Genomic DNA, 15,303 nt, shown 5'->3' on the forward strand with positions numbered 1-15,303 from the left:
GTTCATTGTCCTCAATCAAATCGATTAGAAATTAAAAACTGTACAATCTCCGACGGGTCTTCGTTTAGCGTGATGATGTTCGTCTGCAGGGCAATCCCCGCCACTTCGACTACATCCATCGGAAACAGAAGCTGTTCCCGAACTTCCTTGCGCGCGCACAGTCCCGGCAGAAAGCAGATGCCGGCCTTGTTCAACACCAGCTTCTTTGCCGTTTCCGCATTATCGGTATGGATCTCGATCGCCGGAGGCTTGTTTAAGCTCTGAAACACCCGGTGAATCTGAAGCCAGTCCAGAGATCCGCATTCGAAGAAGACGAACGGCTGATCAACGATCCATTCCACCGGTACCTCCGTATGGCCCGCAAGAGGATGGTCCGCATAGGTGTATAAACGAATCGGATCCTCATAATACTTCACCGATTGCAGATTCGGGTGGCTTACATTGCGCACAAAGCCGATATCCAGCTCCCGATTCAGCACCTTGTTTACGATGTCTTCGGTAACGGACGTCGTCACCTTGATCTGCAGGCCCGGGTATTGCGCCTTCAGCTTCGGCAGCAGCTCCGGTATCATGTAGTTGGAAACCGATACCGTACAGCCGATCCGCAGCTCATGGGGGATCGCCCGCTGCCGCTGGATGTGCTGCTTGCCCTTGCGGTAAATTTGCAGCAATTGCTGCGCGTACGGAAGAAATTGCCGTCCTTTCTCAGTCAGCTGCACCTGCTTGCCCAAACGATCGAACAGCCGGCAGTCCAGCTCCCGCTCCAACGATTGAATCCGTGCAGTTACCGATGGCTGTGAAAGAAAGAGCACCTCTGCCGCCTTATTGAAGCTGCCATAATGAAACACATATACAAATGCTTCAATGTTCTCGATATTCATACGCATTTCTCCAAATTGACATAGAATAGGAAAATCAGGTGTGTAAAACAAAAAAGACCCTTGAAGCGCATCAAACTCAAATTCAGGATGAAGGCTTGGCAGGTCTCCGGCCGCCCGGTTGACAGCTATAGATTTATCCTATACTTTACCTATTATTACCAAGTATGTCAATTGGATTTAAGAAATTGAAACGAGACTTTCGATGGCTGCTTGGAAGCTCGGCATATTGTCCGCCTTATATCACAGGATCATGACAAGCCGCATAATGGCCGTGCCCAACCTCTTTGAACAAGGGCTGCTCGATAGCGCATCTCGCCGTAGCAGCCGGACAGCGCGTACGGAAGCGGCAGCCCGAAGGGGGGCTTGCCGGCGACGGTATTTCTCCTTCGATAGCGGCAAATGTGCGCTGACGGTGCGGATCCGGTACCGGAATGGAGGATACGAGGGCCTTCGTGTAATGATGCGCCGGATGACGGAACAGCTGCTCGCTTGGGGCAATTTCAACCAGCTTGCCCAAGTACATGACGCCGATCCGATCCGATACGTACCGGACGATATTGAGCCCATGACCGATAAACATCAAAGTTAAATCCAACTGTTGGCGCAGATCCTGCAGCAGATTGACGATCTGCGCCTGAACGGAAACGTCGAGCGCCGATACCGGCTCATCGGCCAACACGAACTTCGGACGCAGGGCAATCGCTCTCGCGATGCCGATACGCTGCCGCTGTCCGCCGGAAAATTCGTGCGGATAACGATCGTAAGCGGCAGGGTTCAGACCAACGAGCTGCAGCAGTTCCCCGACAGCCTCCCTCTTCTCCCTGGCGTTTAAAGCACCGTGAACGGAGAACGGCTCCCCGATGATATCCCCAACCTTCCATCGCGGGTCGACGGAACCGTACGGATCCTGGAAAATCATCTGCATATGCTTGCGCTCCTCCCGCAAGCGGGCGCCGGACAATAAAGCCAGATCCCGGCCCTCGAGCAGAACAGTTCCGGAGGTAGCCTTTTCCAGATGAAGAAGAACTCTGCCGAGCGTCGATTTCCCGCTTCCGGATTCGCCGACCAGGCCGAACGTTTCACCCTTGCGAATCGAGAAAGAGACGTCATCGACCGCCCGGATCGCTTTCTTCTCTTTTGAGAAGACCGATCGTCCATAGGGATAATGTTTTGTCACATGGACAAGCTCGAACAGCGAATCCGTATGCGGCTTTGCTTGCTCGGCCGCCGGCTGCAGAGAAGCGGAGGCGATTTCGGCATGGGGCGCTGTAGGCGCAGCAGGGATGTCCGAATCGCCGCCAATAAGCTGCTCCACGTTCCAGCAGGCCGATTGCCTGCCGCCTCTGTCCTGCAGAGCCGGCGCCTCCCGGACACACTGCTCCGATGCATAGGGACAGCGGGGATGGAAGCGGCATCCGCCTGGCAGGTCGGCAAGACTGGGAATCGAGCCCGGAATCGCATACAGACGCTTTGCGCGGTCGCTGTCCATCGTCGTTATCGACCGCAGAAGACCCTGTGTATAGGGATGATGAGGCTGCTCAAACAATTCCGACTTCGACGCCTTCTCGACCACCTGCCCGGCGTACATCACGATGATGCGATCGGCGATTTCCGCAGCGATGCCAAGATCATGGGTGATGAGCAAAATCGACATGTTGTATTCCGTTTTCAAATCCTGCAGCAACTGCAGAATTTGCGCTTGAATCGTGACATCGAGCGCCGTCGTCGGTTCATCTGCGATCAGCAGCTCCGGTTCGCAGCTTAAGGCCATGGCGATCATCGCCCTTTGCAGCATCCCGCCGGAAAGCTCGTTCGGATACTGCTTCATTCGCAGCTCCGGCTCCGGTATGCCGACGCGGCGCAGCAGTTCCACGGCTCGGTGCCATGCCTGGCTAGAGGTTTCCTTCCGGTTATGGCGCCGAATGGTCTCGACAATCTGGCTCCCGATCGTAAATACGGGGTCAAACGCCGCCATCGGCTCCTGGAACACCATCGCCATCTTCTTTCCGCGCAGCGACCGGAGCGCGTGCCGCGAAAGCCCCGCCACGTCAACGCCGTCCAGTTTGATCGCGCCCGCAGCAATGGACCCGTTCTCATCATCGATCAGCCGCATGATGGCTTTGGAGGTCACCGTCTTCCCGCTCCCTGATTCGCCTACCAAACATACGATCTCGCCGGCTTTCATCGAGAAGCTTACGTCGCTGACCGCCTGCAGCCTCCCCCGGCCCGTATCGAATTCGACACTCAGCCGTTCTATGTCCAGTAAAGGATTCATCTGCAGCTCCTCCTATGAACGGCGCTTCTTCGGATCGAGGGCGTCGCGGAGCGCGTCACCGATCACATTAACGGACAAAACGAACAGCGTAATCGCCAATCCGGGAAACGTGCAAATCCACCATGCAACCGTCAGATACCCTCTTCCTTGCGACAGCAGTGCGCCCCAGTCGGGTATTTCCTTCAACTCGCCGAGACCCAGGAAGCTTAGGCCCGAACCGGTCAGAATGGAGGTGCCTACGCCGATGGCGGCCATGACCAATAGCGGAGACAACGAATTGGGCAGAACGTGCCGGATGAATACCGGGAATTCGGCAGCGCCGATCGAACGCGATGCCATGATGAACGGGCGGTTCTTGATGCTGAGAATTTGCCCTCTCATGATCCTGGCATAATTCGGCACGGTCGATAAGGCAACGGCTAAAATAATATTCCACAATCCCGGACCCAGCGCAGCGGCGACCGCCAGTGCAAGCATTACGCTAGGAATCGTCATGAGAACGTCAATTACCCGCATCAGCGCGTTGTCCACCCGGCCGCCAAAGTAGCCTGACAAAGCCCCGATGGCTCCTCCGGAAAGACCGCCGACAATCACCGAAGCGAAGCCGATGAACAGCGACTCACGGGCTCCATAAACAATGACGCTGAAAACGTCCCTGCCGAAATAATCCGTGCCCATCCAGTGCGCCGCCCCGGGGGGCAACAGGATTTGATCCGCCTGCATATCCGTAGGGGAGTAACGGGCAATCCACTGCGGAGCAAGCGCACAGACGATAAGGAAAAGAACGATAAGCGCAGCGGCATACACAAGCAATCTCGAAACGGTTGGTTTCGGGAGGGCGCGATGATACGCCGCAGCTGTCCTTTTCACCCGCCATATCGGTTTCATGGTTGCGGCTTCTCTCATCTTCATTCATCCTCCTTCTAGCTTTGCGGGCGTCTAACCCGCGGGTCAATGTACAAATACGAAATGTCGACCAATACGTTCACAATGACATACACCATGGCCGAAAACAAAATGACTCCCTGCACAACCGGTAAGTCCTTGGCCATAATGGCGTCCGCTATAATCCGGCCGATGCCTTGCCTTGAGAAGACCGTTTCGATGACGACCGTGCCCGCCAGCATCTCGCCGATCAGGATCCCCAGCATGGTGACGGCCGGTATGAGGGCGTTGCGCAGCGCGTGGCGGTACATGACCGCCCGTTCCGACAAGCCTTTGGCGCGAAGCGTCGTGATGAATGGTTCCCCGAGCACCTCCAGCATCGAGTTGCGTACAATCCGGACAATGAACCCCGCGCCGAGCATGCCGAGCGTTAACGCCGGAAGAACCAGTGTTTCCAGTCCGTCCGAGCCCATCGCGGGAAACCAGCCCAAGTACACTGAGAAAATGAGAATCAGCAGAATACCTGACCAGAAGGTGGGCATCGAAATCCCGAATAAACCGACGACCCGGGCAACGATATCAATGACCGTATTGCGATGGATGGCCGACAGCACACCCAGCACGACTCCGACGATCACAGAGACAACTGAAGCTGCGGCCGTAAGCGCCAGAGTGGCCGGGAAATGCGTGATGATTTTGGGCAGAACCGGCTCCGAATTCACCAGCGAGGTCCCGAAATCGCCCTGCAGGACACGGCCGAAATAGCTGAGAAATTGTTCATGGAACGGCCGGTCTACCCCCAGCTGGCGCCGCAAATTGGCAATGGCCTCAGGGCTCATCGAGCTTGGATCGATCATGTTCATTACGACATCGCCGGGAAGCACGTACAGAATGCAGAACACGAGAATGGAGGAGCCCGCAACGACACCCAGCGAGCTTAATAATCGAAATGCTATCGCCTTGCCCATCTCCGCGGCCTCCTACTTTTGGACTAGAGAGACGTCGTTGAAAATCGGATAGCCAAGCGAATCGAATTTTAAGCCCGTAACGTTCTTTGAGGCCGCCACCGTATAAGGGAAAACATAGATCGGAAGAATGACGGCATTGTCGATAATATAATGCTGCACCTTCTTGTAAATCTCTTTGCGCTTTGCCTCGTCATGCTCTACGACGCCTTGATCAAGCAGCTTGTCGAGCTCGGGATCAGACAGACGGGACAGCGATGGGCGCGCATTTGGAGCGGTTGTACGATAGAACGAATTCAGCGCGGCAGGATCCGAATTCACCTGGCTGTTGCCATATAGGTCATATGCCTGTTTGGTATAGATGACGGTTTGTACGTCCTTTGTAATTTCCACCTCGACGGCGATGCCGACTTTTTTCAACTCCTGCTGTACGATCGCGGCGATATCATTGCGCTTCTCCCGGTTCGGCGAACCGTCGACATAATGCAGCGTAAGCCTCTTGCCGTCCTTCTGGCGTATACCGTCTGCCCCCTTGACCCAGCCCAGCTCGTCGAGCAAGCGGTTCGCTTTGTCGAGGTCGGGCTTGATCGAATGTTCTAAAGAAGGGTCATACCCAAAAATATCGGGTGTCAGCGGCGACCAGGCCCGCTGGTATGTCCCCAGATACAACGTCTTGACAATAGCGTCGACATCAACGGCATACTGTACGGCCTGCCGCGCCTTTACGTCATTCCATGGCTCACGCTTCTGGTTAAAGAACAGCGTATACGGAAGCCCCCTTGTGTTGACCTGCAGCACCTGCAGCTTGGCATCTTTGTTCAATGCCACCACATGTTGGGGAGGAACGGTCTCGGCCGCCGTCACCTGCCCGCTCTGGACGCTGCCGATGCGCGTCCCCTCTTCCGGAATAATTTTGAATGTGATGGCACCCAGATAAGCTTTGCCTTTGTTGCCGACCAGTTCCGGCGCCCAGTTGTAGTCAGGGTTGCGTTCGACCTTAATCTCCAGATTATCGTTCCATTTCACGAATTTGAACGGTCCGGTGCCCACCGGATTTTTACCGAATTGATCGCCGTACTTCTTCGCTGCGGTCGGAGATACGATTCCCAGCATCGCTTGGCTTAAATTTCCAAGAAAGGCGACGGACGGCGTCTCCAGGTTCAGCTTGATCGTATACTCGTCGATAACCTCGGATGATTTGTAGGGCTTCAGCAGAGCCGACGCGTTCGCGGCCTTGGTGGCCGGATCAAGGATCCGGTCATAGCTGTATTTCACCGCCTCGGCATTAAACGGAGTGCCGTCATGGAACTTGACATCCTTGCGCAGCTTGAACGTATAGCTTTTACCGTCCGGAGATATCGTCCACTCGGTGGCCAGCCATGGCTTGATCGTGTTGTCGGGCAGCTGCACGACAAGATTGTCATAGATCGTGCGGAACACCCTTACGGCTACGGCCAGACCGCTGCGGTGCGGATCGAGGGAATCGGGCGAAGTGGCCAAAGCGTACGAAAATTCTCCGCCAGGCAAGGCTTCCGATTTATCTTCCGTGCTTCCGTCATTGCCGGGCAGGCTTGTTTCCGCTTTCGGATGAATACCTCCGCATGCCGACAAAACCATGATGACAGACATAAGAGCGATTAAATTGACCCATCGGGATCTTTTCACACAGTCCACTCTCCCAAAACGGATTTCATCATATCATTCCAAACCATTGCGTATGAATGATTTCAAATCCAGCTATTTTATAAAAAAGAAAACCGGATAACATCGGCCTGACTGACAACGGTCATGACGATCCTTCTATGGTGTGCGGCTGCTTGCGCTCTCCACTCCATACCGTACTTGGAATTTCCCGCCGCAGCACAGGGGCTACTTCGGCGGCAAAGCGCTCCATCTGCTCCCGCTGCTCCGCCTCGGTCAAGCCGTCTACGCTAATGGAAAGCACCTGGTGACCGAAGGCCTTATGGTACCTCAAAATCTTCTCTATCACGCTGTCGGGACTTCCAACAAGAATCGGGCCGTTCTCCAAATTGTCCTCAAGACTCTTGAACGGCGACTGATTGTGCTTTGCCGAATCGGTCGCATGAAATGCATCGTAATAAGGGCGGTAGCGCTTGATGGCTTCCTCGGTCGAATCGGCTAAATACAGGCTCCCCGCCCCTGCTCCTACGATCGCGTCTCTGGGATCGCGCCCGTAATATTCCCAACGCTCGCGGTAGTGGTCGATGAGCGCTTTATACTTGGCGAGCGGGTGAAACGTATTGGATGAGAAAATCGGCTCGCCGTATTTGGCCGCCAGCTCGGTGGACAGAGGGCTGGACGCGCTGCCGTGCCAGACTGGAATGGACTGCTGGTAAGGCCTCGGCAGAACGGTGACTTCATGAAGAGGCGGACGATACTTGCCCTGCCAACTGACACTTTCTTCACTCCACAGCTGTTTAAGCAGCGCGTATCTCTCGGCAAGCGAATCCCACTGCTCCTCCTCCGTAATTCCGAAAAGAGGATAATGCCGAGGATCGTTGCCTTTGCCGATGATCATCTCCAGACGTCCCCCCGAGAGATGGTCGAGGGTAGCATAATCCTCTGCTACTCGTACCGGGTCCAGCACACTTAGCACCGCAACCGTCGTTAACAAACGAATCCGGGACGTTCTGGCAGCAATAGCCGTCAAGAGCACCGGAGGCGAAGAGGAAAGAAAGGGCGGACCGTGTCTTTCTCCTATGCCATACGCATCAAAGCCCAGCTTCTCGGCAAGGATGGCTTGCTTCAGGATATTGCGGAACTTCTGCTGCGCTGTCAGCGTTTCTCCGGTTACCGCATTGCGGATATTCATGACCAAACTGAATAATGCGAATTTCATAGGCGCCCCCTGAATGAATAGGATTTACGCTGAAACTCCGCAAAATGTCCGGCGGATTGCCTGCGGTTGACCCGAAATCGCGTATACCCGCTTCCCGAATACCGACGCATCCGGGAGCCGGGGCTTTAGCCCGCAGCATTACGCCGAACCCGTCAGGCTGATGCTCAGACCTTTGGCTTGCGCTTGAATAAGGCGGTTCTCTTTTGCAAGGTCGTTCTATGTAGTTACTTGAGAGGAGCGAAGCTGTGCCTCATACAATGCTGGGTTTACAATTTTCCGCAGGAGATGCATCGTACCGTCTTCGTTGCCCCAGTCTATCGACTCTATGCGTTGATATCCCTTTCGTTCATACATAGCCAACAGCCACGGGTGCTTCTCGGCTGTTGCCAGCGTAAGGGCGGATGCTCCCAGCTTGTCACGGATAATCGTTTCTTCCACCCAGTCAAGCAGCCTGCTGCCGATTCGACGCCCTTGATATTCGGGATCTACCGCAAACCATTTGACAAAAGGAAGATCCGAGTTCCAACGGATCGGCTTATCCTTCGACAATGTCAGCGTGGCCACGATCTTTCCGTCCAGCTCCAGGACATAGCATTCGTTAAGTTTGATATTATCTTGGATCAGGGCAAGATCGGCATGAGCCGCAGGCCATTGAAGCTCCAACTCCCGAATCGTCACGTAAGCCTCATAAATGACGTCCAACAGTCTTTCTGCATCTTCCTGGGTGGCAAGACGGTAAACTTCACTCATCTAAGCCCTCCTCTTCCACAGGCAACATTTGCTGCTTGTTCACCCATGACAAATCCTTCTGATAAGCAAGCACTTGATCCCACGTTCCGCTGAATACCGGAGCAGCACAGCTGCTTTCGGGTACCGGCTTTTCCGGACGGGCAGACCCAAATGCCATGCACCGTCTCGCTGTCGGCGCCTTATATGGCGATGGAAGCCTGCTTGATTCGTTCGATTTGGCCCAAATGGGTGTTCACATGCTTCGTGAAGCCTTTGAGGATATCGGCGATCCGAACGGTTTCGCCCTGGGCATTCACCCCCGCCTTCTCCAAATCCTCATCGGTCAGGCGATGGAATAACAAGCTATTGTAATGAAGCAATTGCCCGAACAGCGACAGAAAGTCGGCCGCATCGCCATCATTCGCTTTTTGTCCTGCGACCCATGCATCCTGATTGAACGCAGGAAGCCGGGCCGTCGTGCCTGCCAGTATATCGCGAATCCGAAAGGATATAACGATGCTGTGATCGGCAAGATGGGCAAGCACTTCAGTCACGCTCCATGAGTCCGGCGCCGCCTTCCACGTTAACCGCTGCTGATCCAATCCCTTCACAGCCTGAACTAACTGACGATGCGTATCAAGGTATGCTTGAATATCGACTTGACTCATCCGATTTCCTCCTCAAATATGGTGTGGTCACGCCGGCCGGTGCGGACAGAAAGGGTTAACGGCTCAAACCGGTTCAGAAAATGCGGATTGGACTTCTCGTTGATATGTTTCCGACTCCGTCAAATGGCCCCCGGCTTTAAGCGTCGTTGTGTCATTTGCACCTCCTGCATTTCATTAAATACACATCGGTATTATCGGATTAACGCCGCACATCTATAATGTACACCAATCATCCGCCATACCGTATAAAGCTTTCTTCTATTGATCCATTCAAAACTTCTATATCTGCAGATGTAAAATATACCGGCGGCAGCGATGTCATTTGCTCTTCATCCAGCCGCTGATGCATTCATTTTCCGCAACCATTTTTAGAGCTTATCCGGTCAGCGTCCGGTCGGGCTGCTTAGAGAAGATCGCCTTAATGGTCCAGGCAGCACCAATCAACGTTAATCCCGTAAGCAGAAAAACGAATTGAATACCGATCCATCCCCCAAGAATACCGCCAGCAAGCGGACCTATCACGATTCCGAACTGGCTTGCAGTTTGGCTCAAGCTGACGGCCCTTCCCCGGAATTCATCGTCGGCATATTTGATGATGAGCGCATTCAAAGCCGGATAAACGGCTGCAAAAAACAATCCGTAACTGAAACGCAGAATACCGAAGCCCACAAGGTGATGAACACCGAGCTGAAGAATATTGCCGATGCCTCCGCCCAACAAGCCGATAAAAAGTGTTTTTTCATAACCGATTCGCCCCCCGATCCTTCCCCAACGTGGTCCCATGATGACCGTAGCAATACCTACTGCTGAAAAAACAATACCTGAACTGAGCAAAGCATGGTTTATGCTTCCGCCGAGTTCCACCACATAGATCGCCAATAACGGTTCCAAAATCATAGCCGAGGTCGAGACCAGCAAGATCAGCCCATATATCCTCATCAATCGGGTATTGACGGCAGCCTGCTTAAGATCGTCGAGAACACTGGGACGGGTCCCTGCCTGTCTCTCGCGAACCTCTATAACCCCAGCCATGACGATCATAGCGGAAAATAACGTAATCAGTCCGGATGCTATGAAGCATCCCCTCAATCCAATCCACTGGCTCATCAAGCCTCCTGCCAGCGGTCCAAGAATCCCTCCCGCAGCTGTGGACGTCGATATGACGCCCAGGGCATATCCCACATGCTTCTCCGGTGTATTCGTGCCAACCAAAGCGATGGAAGCGGGACTAAAGCCTGCCATAAGTCCCTGAAATACCCGGACAAGAAGGAAGGTACAGAGATCATAGACGAAATAGTTTGCCAGATGTGCCAAGCCTAAACCAATTCCCGAACGAATCAGCATCGGCTTTTTGCCGAATTTATCGGCGAGCGAGCCCCAAAACGGTGCACACAAACCGCTGATCAGAAAACTGATCGAAATCGAAAAACCGGACCAGGCTTCCAGACCGCTTTGAACGCCCAGATCGTTGTGCAGAAATAGAGGAAAAAATGGAACTGAAAGAGTAAATGCCATGTGATTAAAAAATAAACCCAGCCATAACATATAAAGATTGCGTTTCCAGTACCGTTCCATGCTCTCCCCCCATTGGTTCGTACATCGTCTCATCCGCCTGCTGTTTTCCTTTCGGTATGCGGCCGTTGTATTGGATTTGACATTGTCGAATTTACTTTATCACCCCCGTCAACCATCGGCTAATAGAGAAAATCTATTTTCTTATTCAATAGTCCGATTTCTGCATGGACAGAGCGTCCGAACGGAATCGCAAATGCCTGCCGCAAGAAGCGTTATTTCCCATCCCTTACCGATTTAAAGCTAACGTGGTTGGATTTTGTTTCAGAAAGTTTGTTCAGAAATATTGAACGTTAGAAAACCTTACGTTATACTTTACTTAGGAGGGGAGATTCCACTGTATTTTACTTGATCGAATTCTAAATCCCCTCTTTCGGCATCACTTTTGTGCCTTTTGAGCTTAGATCAAAACAATTAATGTCAATTAATCTAACAAATAAATTGAAACTTAAGGAAGGTATAAATTGTATTTATATAGAATGTCAAACTTACACAAATATATTGATGAATAATGCGACTCAACGACATTGGAGAAAGGAAGTGTTCTTATGCATGTGCAGTACGTTATTGATGAAGCTTTTCATCCTCGCCATTTCGGGCCGCTGCCGCCTGAGGTCAGTGAAGCAGCCGCACAAAGATTTTTCCCGCGGGGGAGTAACATCATCTTTCAAGGAGAGCCGGCAGAGCATTTCTTCTATGTACACACAGGACAGGTGCGGGCAACGATTATCCGGCCGGATGGAATCGAAAAAGCATTTGCCTTCGCGGAACGCGGCCAGTTTTTTGCCGATGTTCCTTTCTTCCAGCAGTCTGATCACTGGTATACGGTCGTAGCCGTGGAGTCGACCCAAGTTAGCGAGTTCTCCAGAGAAAGCATGGAGACCATCACCCGCGTTCGTCCGGATTTCGTGTTCTCGTTAATGCAATCGATAGCCCATAAAGTTTGGATGTTGAGCAATCAAATGATGACCCTTACTTTCGACCCCACCGAAGTGCGCTTAGCCCGTATTGTTGTTGAAATCCTCAACCGCAAGCCCGAAGGGTTTCGTTCGCTGGCTATTACTCATCAGGAGCTTTCCGCTTTGACGGGTACCTCGAGGGTGATGGTTACGCGGGTGCTGAATGACTGGCGGGCACGCGGAATAGTTGAGCTGCGGAAGAGAACCCTTTGTGTAATGGATCTGCCGGCTCTTGAGCGCATTGCCGCTTTTGGTATGGAGTAATCAAATCATATCCGAAATCATGTTACCATTCACAAACCCCGATAGCTGTAAGCTTGAAATCCATTTGTCATGTTACCTGATGAACTGGATATACAAGCTTATATTTTTCTTCTTATCATTTTCGTGGTATGTAACTAATGAACCGATCGGGAGGCCGGTGCAGTGTTACACTAGGTCCGGGAACATCACGGCGGAACCCACGCCGATGGCGCCATCCGATCCGGAAATTAAAACCAGAACGTCGGGTAATTACGCTTTTTGTCCTGATTATTAACGAGAAGAGCTACTAACACTATCATGACCGCCCCAATTAGAACGGGAGCTACCAAGAAACTCCAGCCGCTTCCAGACATCATGACAACTAATGGATCAGCTCCGGCCGGCGGATGGGTTGTTTTCGTCAAAACCATTAGGCTGATGGCCAAGCCAACCCCAATAGCCATCGCAACAGGACCATTGCCTGCAGCATGATATACCGCTAAGCCTGCCAGCGTTGAAATGAAATGCCCTCCTATAATATTTCTGGGTTGTGAGAAGGGCGCATCCCAAACCGCAAAAGCCAATACACAACTCGCGCCGAACGGAGCCATAATCCATAAATCGGAAGTAATATTTGTCAAGAAAGCTAATAAGCCTATGGCCAGAAACCCGCCGATAAACCCCATAAAGGCATTCCACGGATTGGCTTTCAGGGGGCTCCTGGCCTTCCCCCTCATCTTCATGAGAAAACCAATAAAATGCGAATTCACACTCTTCACTCCATTCATAAATACATAGTTATTTAGTAATTAATGATAATAAGCTAACTACGGAGTGTCAATAGTCCTGTTCAAGATTTCATTAGAAATTACCCTGTTCTGCCGGCTGCCGATCCATTGTCCGGTCGGGTTGAATCTCAACCGCAACACCGTGCAATGGGTCTGCATCTTTCGCCGGTTTGAATATATTGCGCATAGGTGTATAATGATGATAAAAACTAGTATACTATGCAAGGGGTAATATTTAATGGATAATGATATCCTCTTGAAAGTCGACCCTAACTTAACTTTTTGTATAAATACCCAAATCAAAGAACAATTGAAGTGGCTGATCGGCATCGAAAAAATCAAAACAGGCGAGATGCTTCCTCCCGCAAACCAGATGGCGGACTTATTAGGCATTAATCGAAACACGGTTAACTTGGTTTATAACCAGTTACGTGACGAAGGTTATGTTTCCATACAAAAAGGCCGAGGCACACAAGTCATCGACAGCGCCAAAATCAAAGAATTACAAAAAATGCGGCAACCTATGCATGAGCTTGTCACAAAGACAATCGCAGAAGCCGAAGCGCGAGGTATTCCCTTAACCGAATTTTTCACAGCCAGCCTCGCATATATTCTCTTGCATCATCAAACACCGACGGATCAATTGCGGCTCCTGTTCGTTGAATGCAAAGGACATGATCATACGTTCTATCGCGATGAAATTAAACGGGTAACGGGCGCCGAAATCAAAACGGTTTTTTTAGAGGATCTGTTGACGACCGAAAGCGTCACGATCGAAGCGCTTGACTATTCGAACGTCGTTGTCACCACTTTGAATCATTCTGATGAGGTAAAAAAATTATTCGCCCGCTATCAAAAAAATGTATTAACCATAGGAGCGACAATCGAAATGCCGCTGCTCCTCCAAATCGCGCAGCTCAAACCAGGCAGTCAGGTCAGCTTCGTTTGCCTTGGAAAAGCAGGCGGCCAATGGATGGCCAGCCGGGTACAGGATGCCAATATTACACACATTCAATCCCATGCCATTGGCATAGATGATGAGGCACTCTTGACAGAAAACATCGAGAAGTCTGATAAGGTGTATGCTTCCGCGGCCGTCTATTCTGAATTAAAAGCATTAGCTCCGGATAAGGTCGAATTGTATCCGATGGTTCTTGAAAAGAGCAGTGAAAATCTTCTTCAAGAGTTTGCAAAATCAGCCAACTAAACACTGATCACCGAATGCCGCTTTCCCGTGAGGAGAGTGGTATTTTTTCTTGACAACACATAAAACAGCAGCCGGTTTGGCTGCTGTTGGTCTTGTGCTCTATTTGCAAGGCAATTATTATCGCAGATCCCCTGTTTCATTAGCGCGGCTTTTATCATGCTCGTTGCCGGGTTTCATGATTTGCAGCTGAGAATCCTTGATCAGCCGCGTGCAAAAGCCGTTCTGCACGTCAATCAAAATCGTAGCGTTGCTCCTTGAAGGGATCGCCATGGTGATCTAAAAGTTACTGTTATAAAAAAGATTTTATGAATTTCTTTTCCACGTTGTTATCAGTTCCGGGGTAATTTTGTTTCTTGCATCAACTGCATCTAACAATTCATCATGGGGGATAGAATTGTCGGCATAAAATAAAGTCGTATGTACACCTTCTGACTGGGCTATTTCTACCGCCGGAATAAAATCACTATCCCCTGTTACAATTACCGCATGTGTTATTAATCTCTTCGTACTATGCATGACAAGATCAGTAGCCAAATATACATCGACTCTTTTTTGTTCGAAAATAGCATTTCCTTTATCGTCAATACCTCTGTACGCTAATTTGCCTCTGCGAACAGTAAAACTGTTTAACCTACTCAGGGTCCTTTGAAATTTGACGGCATTAGAAAATTCTCTACTCTCATCGTCAGTGGGATTTGAAGACTGATGAGGTAAACAATGGTAATAATACGCTCTTAGTAGCGGGATATTTCCTGCTAGATGATTAACCATTTTCTCGTAATCAATTCTAGCTTTTGAAAACTTTAATAATACATTATCAAGGTATCCTCCATCAATAAATACTGCTACTCTTCCTGTCATAACAGTCTCAACTCCCCAAATAAGAAAACAGCGGGGGAATATTTTCTCCGCTGTTTTCTGTAAAACTCTTGACCTACCGTCCTTAAAGAACAGTAGCGGTTATCTCTGATGATATTATATGCAACAAATAATAAAAAAGCAACACATCGCCCCAATGCGGCGAGGCTGGATTGTCAACAGTAAATCAGACAATTTTTTTTAAGGGCTTCTTGGCGATACTGAACAGGCGTCATATAGCCTAAGGTTCCATGAATGCGATACTTGTTAAACCAGTTTACGTAATCGTATAATTCCAACTCCAGATGACGAAGACTTTGGAAATTCATCTGATTCACAAACTCTGTTTTCATGATCTTGTAGGTGGCTTCAGCGACAGCGTTGTCGTACGGACAGCCTTTCATACTCAGCGA

Annotated in this window: 16 protein-coding genes; 2 read left to right on the forward strand and 14 right to left on the reverse strand. The window is 50.9% G+C overall.

Going from position 1 to position 15,303, the window contains the following annotated elements; genetic code table 11:
* Positions 1–11: 11 nt before the first annotated feature.
* From BLT35_RS14500 to BLT35_RS14540, 10 genes are all read right to left on the reverse strand, one after another.
* Positions 12–881: a LysR substrate-binding domain-containing protein gene (locus BLT35_RS14500; RefSeq protein WP_054817481.1), complete on the reverse strand. Its 870-nt coding sequence runs from the start codon at positions 879–881 to the stop codon at positions 12–14.
* Between the two features lie 235 nt (positions 882–1,116).
* Positions 1,117–3,156 carry an ABC transporter ATP-binding protein gene (locus BLT35_RS14505; protein ID WP_074728617.1) on the reverse strand — a complete coding sequence of 680 codons (2,040 nt, stop codon included), beginning with the start codon at positions 3,154–3,156 and terminating at the stop codon, positions 1,117–1,119.
* A 12-nt stretch (positions 3,157–3,168) separates the two neighbouring features.
* On the reverse strand, positions 3,169–4,062 hold the full coding sequence (locus BLT35_RS14510; RefSeq protein WP_074728619.1) for an ABC transporter permease: 894 nt from the start codon (positions 4,060–4,062) through the stop codon (positions 3,169–3,171).
* Between the two features lie 17 nt (positions 4,063–4,079).
* Positions 4,080–5,009, reverse strand: coding sequence for an ABC transporter permease (locus BLT35_RS14515; RefSeq protein ID WP_074728621.1), 930 nt, complete (start codon positions 5,007–5,009; stop codon positions 4,080–4,082).
* 12 nt (positions 5,010–5,021) lie between these two features.
* On the reverse strand, positions 5,022–6,635 hold the full coding sequence (locus BLT35_RS14520; protein WP_062411049.1) for an ABC transporter substrate-binding protein: 1,614 nt from the start codon (positions 6,633–6,635) through the stop codon (positions 5,022–5,024).
* A gap of 157 nt (positions 6,636–6,792) precedes the next feature.
* A complete protein-coding gene (locus tag BLT35_RS14525; protein ID WP_074728623.1) occupies positions 6,793–7,866 on the reverse strand; it encodes an LLM class flavin-dependent oxidoreductase in 1,074 nt (357 codons plus the stop codon).
* A gap of 216 nt (positions 7,867–8,082) precedes the next feature.
* Positions 8,083–8,616 (reverse strand): GNAT family N-acetyltransferase, encoded by a 534-nt coding sequence (locus BLT35_RS14530; protein WP_062409810.1) that lies wholly within the window; start codon positions 8,614–8,616, stop codon positions 8,083–8,085.
* The gene (locus BLT35_RS26985) at positions 8,609–8,773 is read right to left on the reverse strand and encodes a hypothetical protein (RefSeq protein ID WP_160327391.1); all 165 of its coding nucleotides are present in this window, start codon (positions 8,771–8,773) and stop codon (positions 8,609–8,611) included. Before BLT35_RS26985 ends, BLT35_RS14530 begins: the two co-directional genes overlap by 8 nt.
* A 22-nt stretch (positions 8,774–8,795) precedes the next feature.
* Positions 8,796–9,263 (reverse strand): DinB family protein, encoded by a 468-nt coding sequence (locus BLT35_RS14535; protein WP_074728625.1) that lies wholly within the window; start codon positions 9,261–9,263, stop codon positions 8,796–8,798.
* 375 nt (positions 9,264–9,638) lie between these two features.
* Positions 9,639–10,871, reverse strand: a complete 1,233-nt coding sequence (locus tag BLT35_RS14540) for an MFS transporter (protein ID WP_367888798.1) — start codon at positions 10,869–10,871, stop codon at positions 9,639–9,641.
* 512 nt (positions 10,872–11,383) lie between these two features.
* Here BLT35_RS14540 and BLT35_RS14545 point away from each other — a divergent pair.
* Positions 11,384–12,058 carry a Crp/Fnr family transcriptional regulator gene (locus BLT35_RS14545; RefSeq protein ID WP_074728629.1) on the forward strand — a complete coding sequence of 225 codons (675 nt, stop codon included), beginning with the start codon at positions 11,384–11,386 and terminating at the stop codon, positions 12,056–12,058.
* A 227-nt stretch (positions 12,059–12,285) separates the two neighbouring features.
* Here BLT35_RS14545 and BLT35_RS14550 read toward each other — a convergent pair whose 3' ends face one another.
* Entirely contained in the window at positions 12,286–12,780 is a 495-nt protein-coding gene (locus BLT35_RS14550) for an HPP family protein (protein WP_254777567.1), read from the reverse strand.
* 283 nt (positions 12,781–13,063) lie between these two features.
* Here BLT35_RS14550 and BLT35_RS14555 point away from each other — a divergent pair, with 283 nt between their 5' ends.
* Positions 13,064–14,032, forward strand: a complete 969-nt coding sequence (locus BLT35_RS14555) for a GntR family transcriptional regulator (protein WP_074728633.1) — start codon at positions 13,064–13,066, stop codon at positions 14,030–14,032.
* A gap of 117 nt (positions 14,033–14,149) precedes the next feature.
* Here BLT35_RS14555 and BLT35_RS26990 read toward each other — a convergent pair whose 3' ends face one another.
* The 3 genes from BLT35_RS26990 to BLT35_RS14565 form a co-directional block, all read right to left on the reverse strand.
* The gene (locus tag BLT35_RS26990; protein WP_175471992.1) at positions 14,150–14,302 is read right to left on the reverse strand and encodes a hypothetical protein; all 153 of its coding nucleotides are present in this window, start codon (positions 14,300–14,302) and stop codon (positions 14,150–14,152) included.
* A 33-nt stretch (positions 14,303–14,335) separates the two neighbouring features.
* The gene (locus BLT35_RS14560; protein ID WP_062409815.1) at positions 14,336–14,893 is read right to left on the reverse strand and encodes an NYN domain-containing protein; all 558 of its coding nucleotides are present in this window, start codon (positions 14,891–14,893) and stop codon (positions 14,336–14,338) included.
* 173 nt (positions 14,894–15,066) lie between these two features.
* A partial coding sequence (locus tag BLT35_RS14565) for an IS3 family transposase (protein WP_139170817.1) occupies positions 15,067–15,303 on the reverse strand: 237 nt, incomplete at its 5' end.

Origin of the sequence: Paenibacillus naphthalenovorans, from assembly GCF_900099895.1 — a bacterium.
In the GTDB taxonomy this organism is placed as follows: domain Bacteria; phylum Bacillota; class Bacilli; order Paenibacillales; family NBRC-103111; genus Paenibacillus_G; species Paenibacillus_G naphthalenovorans.

What these genes read in the sequence shown, in the direction of transcription:
- BLT35_RS14500 (WP_054817481.1), bottom strand. Translation starts at nt 881, where the DNA reads ATGAATATCGAGAACATTGAAGCATTTGTATATGTGTTTCATTATGGC.
- BLT35_RS14505 (WP_074728617.1), bottom strand. Translation starts at nt 3,156, where the DNA reads ATGAATCCTTTACTGGACATAGAACGGCTGAGTGTCGAATTCGATACG.
- BLT35_RS14510 (WP_074728619.1), bottom strand. Translation starts at nt 4,062, where the DNA reads ATGAGAGAAGCCGCAACCATGAAACCGATATGGCGGGTGAAAAGGACA.
- BLT35_RS14515 (WP_074728621.1), bottom strand. Translation starts at nt 5,009, where the DNA reads ATGGGCAAGGCGATAGCATTTCGATTATTAAGCTCGCTGGGTGTCGTT.
- BLT35_RS14520 (WP_062411049.1), bottom strand. Translation starts at nt 6,635, where the DNA reads ATGTCTGTCATCATGGTTTTGTCGGCATGCGGAGGTATTCATCCGAAA.
- BLT35_RS14525 (WP_074728623.1), bottom strand. Translation starts at nt 7,866, where the DNA reads ATGAAATTCGCATTATTCAGTTTGGTCATGAATATCCGCAATGCGGTA.
- BLT35_RS14530 (WP_062409810.1), bottom strand. Translation starts at nt 8,616, where the DNA reads ATGAGTGAAGTTTACCGTCTTGCCACCCAGGAAGATGCAGAAAGACTG.
- BLT35_RS26985 (WP_160327391.1), bottom strand. Translation starts at nt 8,773, where the DNA reads ATGGCATTTGGGTCTGCCCGTCCGGAAAAGCCGGTACCCGAAAGCAGC.
- BLT35_RS14535 (WP_074728625.1), bottom strand. Translation starts at nt 9,263, where the DNA reads ATGAGTCAAGTCGATATTCAAGCATACCTTGATACGCATCGTCAGTTA.
- BLT35_RS14540 (WP_367888798.1), bottom strand. Translation starts at nt 10,871, where the DNA reads ATGAGACGATGTACGAACCAATGGGGGGAGAGCATGGAACGGTACTGG.
- BLT35_RS14545 (WP_074728629.1), top strand. Translation starts at nt 11,384, where the DNA reads ATGCATGTGCAGTACGTTATTGATGAAGCTTTTCATCCTCGCCATTTC.
- BLT35_RS14550 (WP_254777567.1), bottom strand. Translation starts at nt 12,780, where the DNA reads ATGAAGATGAGGGGGAAGGCCAGGAGCCCCCTGAAAGCCAATCCGTGG.
- BLT35_RS14555 (WP_074728633.1), top strand. Translation starts at nt 13,064, where the DNA reads ATGGATAATGATATCCTCTTGAAAGTCGACCCTAACTTAACTTTTTGT.
- BLT35_RS26990 (WP_175471992.1), bottom strand. Translation starts at nt 14,302, where the DNA reads ATGGCGATCCCTTCAAGGAGCAACGCTACGATTTTGATTGACGTGCAG.
- BLT35_RS14560 (WP_062409815.1), bottom strand. Translation starts at nt 14,893, where the DNA reads ATGACAGGAAGAGTAGCAGTATTTATTGATGGAGGATACCTTGATAAT.